The sequence below is a fragment of the Ruegeria sp. CG4 genome, from assembly GCF_056537185.1.
Map to the genome: position 1 here is coordinate 286,386 of NZ_JBQFRB010000004.1, position 12,004 is coordinate 298,389.

Annotated in this window: 10 protein-coding genes; 9 read left to right on the plus strand and 1 reads right to left on the minus strand. The window is 57.1% G+C overall.

Annotation, left to right across the window (positions count from 1 at the left end; all coding sequences use genetic code 11):
• The first annotated feature begins 12 nt into the window (after window positions 1-12).
• From ACR0J2_RS13670 to ACR0J2_RS13700, 7 genes are all read left to right on the plus strand, one after another.
• Window positions 13-270: a sarcosine oxidase subunit delta gene (locus tag ACR0J2_RS13670; protein WP_170613912.1), complete on the plus strand. Its 258-nt coding sequence runs from the start codon at window positions 13-15 to the stop codon at window positions 268-270.
• Entirely contained in the window at window positions 257-3,127 is a 2,871-nt protein-coding gene (locus tag ACR0J2_RS13675; RefSeq protein ID WP_480812902.1) for a 2Fe-2S iron-sulfur cluster-binding protein, read from the plus strand. The genes ACR0J2_RS13670 and ACR0J2_RS13675 overlap by 14 nt, the downstream gene beginning before the upstream one ends.
• Before the next feature lies 1 nt (window position 3,128).
• A complete protein-coding gene (locus ACR0J2_RS13680) occupies window positions 3,129-3,626 on the plus strand; it encodes a sarcosine oxidase subunit gamma (protein ID WP_480812903.1) in 498 nt (165 codons plus the stop codon).
• Between the two features lie 186 nt (window positions 3,627-3,812).
• The gene (locus ACR0J2_RS13685) at window positions 3,813-4,745 is read left to right on the plus strand and encodes an AEC family transporter (RefSeq protein WP_170613915.1); all 933 of its coding nucleotides are present in this window, start codon (window positions 3,813-3,815) and stop codon (window positions 4,743-4,745) included.
• Window positions 4,746-4,987: 242 nt separating this feature from the next.
• The gene (locus tag ACR0J2_RS13690) at window positions 4,988-6,082 is read left to right on the plus strand and encodes a pyridoxal phosphate-dependent aminotransferase (protein ID WP_480526719.1); all 1,095 of its coding nucleotides are present in this window, start codon (window positions 4,988-4,990) and stop codon (window positions 6,080-6,082) included.
• Window positions 6,082-6,630, plus strand: coding sequence for a decarboxylase (locus tag ACR0J2_RS13695; protein ID WP_480812904.1), 549 nt, complete (start codon window positions 6,082-6,084; stop codon window positions 6,628-6,630). The genes ACR0J2_RS13690 and ACR0J2_RS13695 overlap by 1 nt, the downstream gene beginning before the upstream one ends.
• Complete coding sequence (locus ACR0J2_RS13700; RefSeq protein WP_170808152.1) at window positions 6,627-7,199, plus strand: thiamine pyrophosphate-dependent enzyme; 573 nt, start codon at window positions 6,627-6,629, stop codon at window positions 7,197-7,199. Before ACR0J2_RS13695 ends, ACR0J2_RS13700 begins: the two co-directional genes overlap by 4 nt.
• 40 nt (window positions 7,200-7,239) lie before the next feature.
• Here ACR0J2_RS13700 and ACR0J2_RS13705 read toward each other — a convergent pair whose 3' ends face one another.
• Window positions 7,240-7,818, minus strand: coding sequence for an XRE family transcriptional regulator (locus ACR0J2_RS13705; RefSeq protein ID WP_170808153.1), 579 nt, complete (start codon window positions 7,816-7,818; stop codon window positions 7,240-7,242).
• Window positions 7,819-8,450: 632 nt separating this feature from the next.
• Between ACR0J2_RS13705 and ACR0J2_RS13710 the strand changes: the two genes are divergently transcribed.
• Both ACR0J2_RS13710 and ACR0J2_RS13715 read left to right on the plus strand, forming a co-directional pair.
• The gene (locus tag ACR0J2_RS13710) at window positions 8,451-10,649 is read left to right on the plus strand and encodes an alkaline phosphatase family protein (RefSeq protein WP_480812905.1); all 2,199 of its coding nucleotides are present in this window, start codon (window positions 8,451-8,453) and stop codon (window positions 10,647-10,649) included.
• Window positions 10,650-10,653: 4 nt separating this feature from the next.
• Window positions 10,654-11,976, plus strand: a complete 1,323-nt coding sequence (locus ACR0J2_RS13715; protein WP_480812906.1) for a hypothetical protein — start codon at window positions 10,654-10,656, stop codon at window positions 11,974-11,976.
• The last annotated feature ends 28 nt before the right edge of the window (window positions 11,977-12,004 follow it).

Consider the following 12,004-nt stretch of genomic DNA (forward strand, 5'->3'; position numbering starts at 1 on the left):
AAGGACAGGACCATGATGCTGATACCCTGCCCATATTGCGGCAAACGAAACGAAAGTGAATTCATCTTTGGCGGTCCGGTTGGGGCGGATCGGCCCGACCCGAATGCTGTCAGTGACGCGGAGTGGGTCGAATACCTGACTGTTGTGCCAAACCCATTGGGACCTGTGCAGGAAAAATGGTGGCACGCGCGCGGATGCGGTGAATGGCTGACAATCTGGCGCGATACCCGGACACACGAGATTGTGGAGGCGCCCCATGGCACAGCGTAACCGCCTCGCGTCCGGGGGCCGCATAGACCGCAATCGACCTTTGCAGTTTCAATTCAACGGCAAACGCTACGAAGGGTACGAGGGCGACACTCTGGCTTCGGCCTTGCTGGCCAATGGCGTTCGTGTGACAGCCCGCAGTTTCAAGTACCACCGCCCGCGCGGCATTGTCGGTCATGGCCCCGAGGAACCGTCAACTCTGGTAGAACTGGATGGCGAGGACGCATCGGGCAACCGACCCGCAACCACCGTACCCCTTCGGGATGGGCTGAGCGCCCGTTCCGTCAATTGCTGGCCTTCGCCCGATTTCGATTTGGGCGGGGTGAACCAACTGCTTGGTCGCTTCATCCCGGCCGGGTTTTACTACAAGACCTTCAAATGGCCGGATTGGCACTTGTTTGAACCCACAATCCGCAAGGCTGCGGGGCTCGCCGCAGCACCCTCTCGGCCCCCCTCTGCGGGCCGGTTCGAGGCGCGGCACGCCCATGCTGATGTTCTGATCGCCGGAGCAGGCCCCGCCGGCCTGCAGGCCGCACTTGAGGCAGGTCGCGCAGGAAAGCGGGTGTTCATCGCGGATGAGGGACCCGAGGCAGGAGGAAGCCTGCTCAACCGGACGCTGACCATCAATGGGCGACCAGCAATGGAATGGGTGGCCGAAGCAGTTCGGGAATTGCGCAAGATGGACAATGTCACCCATCTGCAAAACGCAACTGTCTGGGCTTATCGCGAACACAATCTGCTGATCGTGAACGAACGGGAGCCGGAACAGAACTGCATCCTGGAGCGCAGCTGGCGGGTGCGCGCAGGTGAAGTGATCATTGCCACCGGCGCCACGGAGCGTGCAATGGTCTTTGCCGACAATGATCGTCCCGGTGTCATGCTGGCCTCATCGATACAGGCCTATGTGAACCGCTGGGGCGTTGTTCCCGGGCACCGCGTGGCCTTGTTCACCAACAACAACAGCATCTACGCGGTCGCCGCTGATCTGTTGGCGGCGGGTTTGGCAGTTGTTTCAATTCTCGATAGCCGCAAAAAGGTGCCTCAGGCTGCGCTGGACAAGGTGCCGGGTATCTCGGTTCATCCGGGGACCGTGGCTGCGGGTGTACGCGGGCACAAACGTCTGCGCGCCGTCTGCGCTGTCGCCGTCGACAGCGGCGCTGAAACATGGATTGACTGCGATGTGCTGGGTCATTCCGGGGGCTGGAACCCGACTGTGCATCTGTGGTCGCAATCCCGCAGCTCGCTGCGGTTCGATGACAATCTGGCCGCATTTGTTCCCGAAACAGCGGCCCAGGCTTGCCGGGCCACGGGTGCTGCGGCTGGGGAAATGAACCTGGGTCGGATCATCGACGGCGGCCAAGATCTGACATACGACATCGAACCGCTCTGGCGTGTCGATGTGCCGGGGCAACGCGGCAAGGCGTTTCTGGACATCCAGAATGATGTCTCGGTCAGCGATGTGCATCTGGCCTTGCGCGAAGGCTATGACAATGTCGAGCACGTCAAGCGCTACACGACTGGTGGCATGGGCATCGATCAGGGGAAAACCGGCAATATCAACATCATCGGCACCGTGGCAATGCAAAAGGGCGTACCCTTGCAGGAGGTCGGTACGACAACGTTCCGGTCGCCGTACACTCCGGTCTCCTTCGGCGCGATCGGTGGGCTGCGAGAGGACAGCGTTCTGTTTCCCTATCGTCACACTCCGGTGACACAATGGAACAAAAACAACGGCGCGGTGATGTACGAGGCTGGTGCACGCTGGCGGCGTCCTGGCTATTTCCCAAAACCCGGTGAGGGATTGCAGGAGGCCGTCAACCGCGAATGCCGGGCTGTCAGGGAAGGTGTCGGTGTCTATGACGGCTCGCCACTTGGAACATTTGAACTAAAGGGCCGCGACGTACCGCGCTTTCTCGATTTTCTGTACACGAACGTCATGTCCAGTCTGAAACCTGGCGAAGGGCGGTACGGGCTGATGCTGTCGGATGACGGGTTGATCATGGATGACGGGGTGGCATTTCGGCTGGACGCGCATCGCTGGCTGGTCTCGACCTCGACGGGCCATGCGGATTCGATCAACCAGCATATGGAGAAACTTCTGCAGACCGAGTTTCCGGACTGGCAGGTGATGATCACCACAGTCACGAGCCAGTGGAACAACGCCACGATCTGCGGGCCGCGCGCCCGGGATGTTCTGCAGGCACTGGGTACGGACATTGATCTGTCATCTGACGCGTTCCCTTTCATGTCTTTCCGGGACGGCACTGTTGCCGGGTTTCCGGCCCGTGTCGTTCGTGTCAGTTTTACCGGAGAGCTGTCCTTTGAAGTCAATGTTGCCCCGCGTCATATGGCCGAATTGTGGGACAAAGTGATGGAGGCGGGTGCCCCATTTGGGATTCTGCCGGTCGGTTCGGAATCCAGCCATGTTCTGCGGGTCGAAAAGGGGTTTCTTTCGCTGGGTCACGAAGTCGACGGCACCGTCGACGCATATGATCTGGGGATGGGCTGGGTCATGGCCAAAAAGAAGCCGGACTATCTTGGCAAACGCTCGGTCTTGCTGCGACGCGAAAGCGGGTGCGTTCGCCGCGAACTGGTTGGCATTCTGCCCGAAGACTCCAACCAGCAGGTTCCGGAAGGCGCGCCACTGACCCCCGGCGGCCGAAAGGAGGCGACCGAAGGCTTGGTTACGGCCTGCGTCTGGAGCGTGGTAAACGACCGCTGGGTCGGGTTGGCCTTGCTGGAAAACGGACATGCCCGGCACGGTGAAACCGCGTATGTCCGTCTTCAGGACAAGGTCATCCCGGTCACAATCACCAGACCGGTGTTTCACGACCCCGACGGCAAACTTCTGAGGTCCTGAGATGAGCTATGACGTACAAGTTGCGCGCCAGAGCCTGAGCGCACTTTTCGATCTGAAGGGGCAACCCGAGGCAATCGAAAGCTGGGTCAAGGACCTGTTGCCGAGCTTGCCAAAACAACCCAATACCCGCATCGGGCAAGAGGGGGCCGAACTGTACCATGTCGGCCGAAATCACTGGATTGTTCGGACTGGGCTAAATCGTGAACAGGATTATGAGGAAAGGCTCAAACCGGCGGATTGCCCGGAAGATATCAGCATCGTACGAATTTCGGACACGCTGACGTTTTTTCGCGTTGCCGGCCCCGAGGCGGCGGACGTGATGGCCATTGCCTGTCCGCTGGATCTGAACGAAACCATATTCGGCCCGGATGACGTGACCTATTCCGAGGTGTTTGGCCTGAAGGCGCTGGTGACAAGGTGTGATGGCGGTTTCGAATTCGCAGTCGAACAGAGTTTTGGCGATATGATTGAGGATTATCTGGCCCAGGCGACCGCCTGAAGAAACGGCGGTTCACAGCTTGGGCCTTTGTTCTTGCACCTTAGATAGGGCCGCTTAGCGGACCAATCTCCGGAATTCACGAGAATAAAGATCCTGACTTGAAGTCAGAGCGAAACCATCGGTTGAATTGCAATTTCCGGCATGAAAAGGTCCGCTCAATAAGCGCCTTTCGAATTGCTGATTGCCATGCTGACAACGCTGACCTCTATTCTGCCGATCTTTCTGATTATTGCCCTTGGGCTGGCCCTTCGGAAAGGTGGCATTCCCAGCACGGACTTCTGGAACCTGAACGACAAACTTGTCTACTGGGTATTGATGCCATGCCTGCTATTCAGCAAGATCTCAATGTCGCCTTTGGACAAATCAGCGCTTGGGCTTTATTCGGCCACGATCCTGGGCGGGTTTGTTGCTGCACTGATCTTTGCGGTTGTCAGTACGCGCCTGATGGGTTTCGCGCCGCCACAGGGGACATCCATTTTGCAGGGCAGTGCCCGGCACAATTCCTTCATAGGACTTGCTCTGGCGGCAAACCTTTTCGGTCCGGCAGGGTTTGACATCGCCATTCTGGCGACGGCGATCCTTGTTCCGATCACCAATATCGTCATGGTGATCATGCTGGTCGGTTCTTTGAAAAGCGACAGAACCACGAGTCTGCCGCTGGCCATTCTGCGGGAACTGGCCCGCAACCCCTATGTCATTTCAATCCTGTTGGCAGTGGGTGCCAACCAGCTGATCGGAGACCGGATTCCGGTGGTTCACGATGTGGCGGATGTTCTGGGTGCGGGGGCGCTGCCTATTACTCTGCTGGCCGTTGGCGCAAACCTGAGAGTCCGCGCAATGGCTGCCAGCACAATACCCCTGATCCTTGCGTTCACGGGCAAGATGGTGGTTTTCCCTGTCGCGGTTCTGGTAATCGGACTGGCCGTCGGACTACCGCAGAACGTGCTGCAGATCGCCGTGGTTTATTCCGTTGTTCCGACGGGTGCGTCCTCTTACACGTTGTCAAAACAACTGGGCGGAGATGCGCCTTTGATGGCGGCGATCGTCACGTTACAGACCTTGATTGCTGCGGTCAGTATACCACTTTCGTTGGCGATACTGCTTCCGATGGCCGGGTAATACAGTTCCAAGCGACCCTCGCTGAAGAATCCCGAACAGCCGTTTGCCCTTTGGGCTGCCGTTTCATGCCTGTCAATTCCAACCCGATGCCGCAGGTATCCGGGCAAACAAGCGTCGCGCTGCTTTCATCCAAGCAGGCTCACTTAAATCATAATATTTTTGAAATTGAGTTGCTAAAAAGTGAGTATTGTATGATAAAAGTAAGCGCCACCTACCCGGCCAGTGACTGCTGGAGGACAAGAATGACAGTAGCCTTGGCGAAATCAGGAATTTCGCGCATCAAACCCCACATGGTCGCAGGGGCGATTGATGCATCACCTCCACCGTCTGTCCTGCTAAATTCCAATGAAAGCGCGTTTGGTCCCAGCCGTTTGGCCCGGACCGCCGCGCAGGCAGCCACAAGTTCAATCGAACGGTATCTGGAAAACCCCGATCTAACTCTCGCCCCGGCCATCGCTGAACATTTCGGCCTCGATGCCACGCGGATCACAACCGGGCAGGGATCGGACGACCTGCTGGCACGGCTTGCCCGCGCTTATCTGGGTCCGGGTACTGAATTGATCCGCAGCGCGAACGGGTACCTGAAGGTCCCGAACTATGCGCACGCCAACGATGCAGGCGTCGTGTCGGTTGCGGACGATGGTTTCAAACCCTCTGTCGACCGCATGATCGAAGCCGTGACCGAACGGACCCGCATCGTCTATCTGGCCAACCCGGAAAACCCCGCAGGCACGTATCTGAACGGCTCTGAAATTCGCCGCCTGCACGCCGCCTTGCCAGACAATGTACTGCTGATAATCGACGCGGCGTATGAAGAATACATCGATGCCGAAGATTACGAGCCAGCGCATATTCTGGTTGAAGAGGCCCAAAACGTGGTCATGTGCCGTACATTCTCAAAAATCTACGGTCTGGCAGGCGCGCGCGTGGGCTGGTTGTATGGGCCTGACGACATCGTCGATGTCGTTCGCAGGATCGGGCTGACCTTTCCGGTTGCTTCGCCTTCGGCAATGGCTGCGATCGCCGCATTGGAGGACACAGCCCACACTCAGTATGTTCGCGATGCCAACCGCTTGGGCAGGAACTGGATCACCGCCGAGATGCAGGGGTTGGGACTGGACGTCATCCCCAGTCAGGCAAATTTCGTTCTTGTTCACTTCCCGGATGGCAACAAGTCAGCAGAAGCTGCGACACGCGCGCTTTTGCAGCACTGCATTGCCGTGCGGCGGTTCGCATCGCCAGCGTACACGGACTATCTGCGCATTACAGTCGGGCATATGCATGAATTGAAAATTGCACGGGACGGAATTGCCAAATTCCTGAACGGTGGCGTGTAATGGGTATGTCTTCCGGAATTACGGTGGACGCGCCAAAGGTTGCATACCCGTCGGGGCGCGCGATCATTGCGCAGCTCAAGGCCGCACAGGTTCAGGAAATCGTCGCCCTTCCGGATATCGTCACCAGCGACGGTCTGTTGTGGCCCGTTTCCAAGGATCCCGATTTTCGACTAACGCGGATCTGCAAAGAGGATGAAGGTGTCAGTATTTGCGGCGCCATGTCCTACAATGGAACCCGGGCCGTTCTGATGATGCAGCAGACAGGGTTGATGGACTCCCTGAATGCAATTCGTGCGATCGGGATGGATTATGAATTGCCCGTTGTGATGATGGTTGGTTTGCAGGGCAAGGAACCACATGTGCACCCGGATCAATCTTCCTCCTACGGTGTTCGGATAATCCGCCCTGTCCTTGACGCGATGGAGGTATCGCATTCGCTGATCGAAGAACCCGGCGACGAAACCCACATACCGCAGGCCATCGCAATGGCCTATGCATCCTCGCAGCCTCATATCTTTCTGATCGGCAGACCTCCGGAGGTGTCATGACGATGCGTCGCGACGAGGCGCTGCGGGCGCTGATCCCCCAGATTCATGACAGTGACATTGTAGTTGCAGTCTATCAAAGCTGCTTTGACTGGCTGGCCCTGAACCCGCGAGACCTGAACTATGTCGCCGTTGGCGCGATGGGTCAGGCATCGTCCCACGGGCTGGGATTGGCACTGGCCAATCCGGACCGGCGCGTAATTGTTCTTGATGGCGACGGCAGCCTGCTGATGAACCTCGGGTCGCTGGTGACGATCGCCGGCGCTGGCGTGTCGAACCTCTATCACTTTCTTTCGGCCAATCGGGTTTACGAGGTGAACGGAGCGCATCCGTTGCCCGGCGCTGAAAAGGTCGACTTTGCTGCAATGGCCTGGGCGGCTGGCTATGCTGGCGTTCAGCGATTCACCAATGTTGACAGGTTCGCCGAAGCCGCGCCGCAGATCCTGTCTCTGGCAGGCCCACAGTTTGTTTCGATGGAGGTCACGGCAGGAACCTCCTATCCCAGAGACTACGCCTACATTCACAGTGCAGAGGCACGTTCGACTTTTCGCGCAGCACTCAATCGCCGATAGGTGAAAGGCTCGGCCTCACAGGCCGAAGCTTGGCAGCGCCCTATTGCGGGCGGGTTGAGACCGTAATGAACTCGACAGCATCAGACAGGATTTCACTGAAGCCGTGCGGAAGCTTGGCATCAAAACTCAGTGTATCGCCCGCCGACATCTGGAAATTCTCTCCTCCGCAACGGTAGGTGGCCTGACCTTCGATCATGTAGATGAACACATGACCTTCGTGCTGATAGCTGGGCAAGTTGCCGGATTGCTCTTTTGAAATGCGAATTCGCGCAGACTGAAAAATCCCACCGGGTGCCGAGTGCTTGCCCAATAGGAGATAGTCATGCGCATGCCCCTGCGTGATGCGCCGCGCGGGCAGGCCATCGCCAACGCGCGCGTGATGAACATCTGCAGCGATATCCGACCGGGCAAACAGCGCCATCAGCGGCACATCCAGAGCATCCGCCAAAGATTGCAGTGTCGACAGCGAAGGCGAGACATTGGCGTTTTCGATCCTGCTGATCATCGCAGTGGATACTTGCGCCCGAGCCGCAAGATCGCCCAGCGTCAGTTCCCGTTCATGCCGCAACCGCTGAAGCGTCTGACCGACTTCACTTTCAGTGTCGTTTTTCTTTTCCACTTTCAACGCTGCCGATCAGGTTATCCGGGGCACGAGATTGGCACAGCATCGACATCCTTACCAGTGCAGGATTCACAAAAAAGCATTGTCGCGAGGCTTATTGGTCATCCGTTGCTCCGATTGGATTTTTGCAATCACATCACGGTGATTCTTTTCACTTTCGGCGGAACAAAACCGGTCTCTCGCAGGTTTGAGCATCCACAAATGAAGCTTAATGATGTTATCAATCTTTATCACTCGCCCGCGTATCGGACATGATGGTTTTCGGATGCTCAATTCGTTTACCGGAAAACCCGGCACCACCCCCATCTGCCGATGACAATAGAATTACGTTCACACGGCAGACCTTTGTTCTGTAATGCAATCTTGAACGTAGGTCGTCGTCTTGGGACGTGGCCCACGGCAATCGTTTTTGTCGACGGAAAACTGGCTGACAGTCTATTGGGTCGGTTTCCGGCGCCTCATAGCAGCGCAACTCAAAGCCAAAAATCCACCCCCAGCCAAGCGCGGCTCATTCGGAGGTCAGAAGATTTTTCTTTTTGATTTGGCGTATTTGTTGCAAATTAGTGAACAAATCGTTTCTCATTTCTCTCTTTTTTCAGTTTTTGACCCCGCATGGATTGGACGGAAACATGGCCGAGAAAGACTTTATCGCAAATGCAGCACCAACCTATCTGATTAACCAGGTCAACAGCGGCGACACCTACAGCCTGTGGCGGCTGAACATGGATCTGCCTGAGCTGTTCGAACAGATCCTGTTGTCGCCCGGATCAAATTTTCCATCCAGCACAAAGCTGTGTCCGATCGGCGGGTACATGCTCTCCTACGATCTGTCGCAGCTTCAGGATCAAAAAGATCCCCATGTTCCTTATGATCTGTTCGAATTTGACCCGACCAACCCCGACCCGCTGAGCGTTCAGCCTTTGCAATCGGGGAAATGGAAGCAGCACAAATTCTGGCAGTATTTCGATCACTACACCTGGGATGCAACAGAAACGGATATCGTGCAGCTTGTGCCCATGACGGGATATGTCATGGCCTATATGCCGACAGCTGCACGCGGGACATATATGCTGTGGAATTTCGATCCTGCACCCAGCCCGATGTCGCCGCCCGACCCGCTGCCTACCTCGATGGGGCCGCAGGATGCCTTTGCCGAGATCACCGGCGGTAGCGCGTTGCTGCCCATGGGCAACTATGTGCTCGAATGGATCGCCGAGCATTCGAAATACCGCGTGTGGAACTTTGATCCGCAAAACTGGCATCCGTTGTCGATGCCGACGATATCTGAAGGCACGCGCCCGGACATTGATACCTCGCACCACCTAATCGCCATGGGTGAGAACATTCTGGACATTGCGCCCGGAGATGGGAGTTACCGGCTTTGGGGGTTTGATCCGTTCCTTACCGACCCGTTTGTCGGCCCCCTGAAACAGGGCGCCTTGCCTCAGGGGTTTGATGTGTCCGGTCAGCTGACTCCGGTACAGATGCCGGTTCCCATTGATGCGGCCAAAGCCCTTGTTCCCGGCACGATGGATTTCATGCGCACCAATATCGAACATGTGGTCGTCTACATGCTTGAAAGCCGGACAATGGACAGTGTTCTGGGCTGGCTATACGACGCGGACGCACCCCACCTGAACTATGTGAACGCGGAACCGCCGTTCAAGGCAAACTCAAAATCCTATACGAACACTTACAAAGGCACCCCGTATCCGGTGCACCAGTATGAGGATGGCAAGCTGAGCGATCAGTTCGTACTCTCCTCGCCCAAGATCGATCCGTTTCATTCGACAGCCGACAGCATTCAGCAGCAATACAGCGGCGGTTTTCCTGCCTATCAAAGCGGTGCAGTGCCGGACATGGGCGGGTTTGTGTCCAACAACCTCAGCCCCGAAGCAATGAGTTCGTTCAGCCCGACACAATTACCGGTGCTGAACGGTCTGGCCGAGAATTACGCGGTGAGCGATTATTGGTTTTCACCCATGCCGGGCGGCACAATTGCCAACCGGGGTTTTGCCCTGTCGGGATCGAACTACAACATTACGGTAAACTGCGAAGGTGAGCCGCAATACACGCAATACGCAGAGCGGCCCTTGCGGCAGCCGATCTGGAAAGTGCTTCAAAACAACGGCCATCAGGACTGGAAGATTTATTACTCGGTGGAATGGGAGAACCAAGTGTTCACCTATCACCTGTATATGCGCAATCAGTTGCCCAGCGTGGACAAAAGCAAGTTTCAGTACGTGCAGCCGCTCAGCACATTCATTGCAGATGCGAAGGCTGGGATGCTGCCGAAATTCTCGTTCCTCGAACCCGCCTGGATCGCACCAAGTGGCGCGACCTCGTATCATCCCGGTGCTTCCGGCGACATGGTTCCGGGCGAGCGCAAACTGAAAGAGATCTACGAGGCGCTGAGGGCCAGCCCGCAATGGGACAAAACCGCATTGGTGATCACGTTCAGCAAGGGCGGAGGAATGTACGACCATGAGGCACCACCGATGGCACAACCGGCCTGGCCGAGGGATGTGAACGACGGGTTCAAGTATGATGTTTTGGGTCCGCGTGTTCCGACAATAGTGGTGTCGCCGCGAGTGAAATCCAACACGGTGTTTCGCAGTGGCCAACCGCAGCCGTATGAAGGCACCTCTCTGCTGTCGACGGTTTTGGACTGGTACGGCATCCCGCGTGCGCGCTGGGGCTTGGGCGATCGGGTACAGGCGGCACCGACCTTTGAATCGGTGTTTGAACTGAGCGATCCGCGCACCGATCACCCTAAGCTCTCGGTGCCTTACGACAAGGACTATCCGCCTATCGGTTCGGATGGCTGATCCGATGGCTGAGTTTTCCTATTCTCTGGGGGCGGTGGAGCTGTTGAACGAACTGTTCCCACCTGCCGAACTTGCCAATTCCGATCTCGGGTTGACCGACCGCGAAAGCGTGATTGCGCATTACACAAGGAACTCGCTCGAGGCTGACGGGTTTTCCTCGGGCAACGTGCAGGTCACAAAGTCAGGCGGGCACTACCGGGTTTCGATCTCGGCTGATCAGCCGCAATCGGCGTTGTCTGTCTTTGCCGAACACCATCAGAAACTGTTCGCACCGGATGTTGCGGGCAAAGCGGTCGCGGGAAAAAACCTGTTGCAGGACCTTGGGGTCTGGAACCCGATGGCCGGTTATCCGGTCAATAGCGACAAGGACGACGGCCTGTGCAAATGGCATCTCTTCCCGCCACTGGGGCTGAACGTCATGGGTCAGAGGGGTTTGTTGCTGATGCATTACCCGCCGTGGCAGGTGTTGCAGCAGGGTACTTTTCTGGAATGCATGACCATGCATCGCTGGGATACCGTGCTGCGGGCCAGCGGAATTCCCGCGGATGACGTGAGTTTTTACCGAACCATTGTGGATGTAAATCCAATCGCCGCGCCCGGTGCAGGTCAAAGCGAATACCCCAATGACTATTTTCCCATCATGATGGCCTCGGGTTTTTTCGACGGCCCGCCCGAGCGCAGCTATATCCGATCGATGCTTAACCTCTATCTGAACGGGCCCAACGCAACAGGTGAGCGTCACACGCTGCCGCTGCTGGTCTGCGGATCACCTCTTTATGATCCGCAGGCTCCCGGCTGGTTCAGGGTCGCGTTCAAGGATGATATGCCGAAAGACGAAAACGGCACGCCGGAAACGCCGGTCTTGCAGGTCGGGAAAGTACGGATATCCCCCGACGACCCGCGCGAGACGCCTTATATGGTTGCCAATCACATGATCGCGGCAGGAGTGACCGGAAAGTGCACTGACTGCGCGAAAAAGATACCGGATATCCGGATGTACGAGGCGCAGGATCTGGTGGCTGCGTCCTTTTTGTTTGAATACACCAAGAACCCCGATATCGAGCCAGAGCAGGCAAAGGAGAACGCCTGCCAACGCTGGTTCGGCAACACCAAAGGGCTCGGGCCGCCCAATCCCGGTGACCCACACGACGCGCAGGTCATGTGCGCGCTGGCCCAGATGGACTTGTTCTATTGTCCGGGACCGCCGCCGCACCCGAAATACACGTTCGACGAAGCGATGGCGCGGTGCGCCGGGGCTGGGAACGAAACCTGCGGGTGCAAGATTGCGCCTCCGTCCGGACCGAAGAACAGCATGACACACAGCTAGCGAGGCGTCCAAGAACGGGACAATTGAT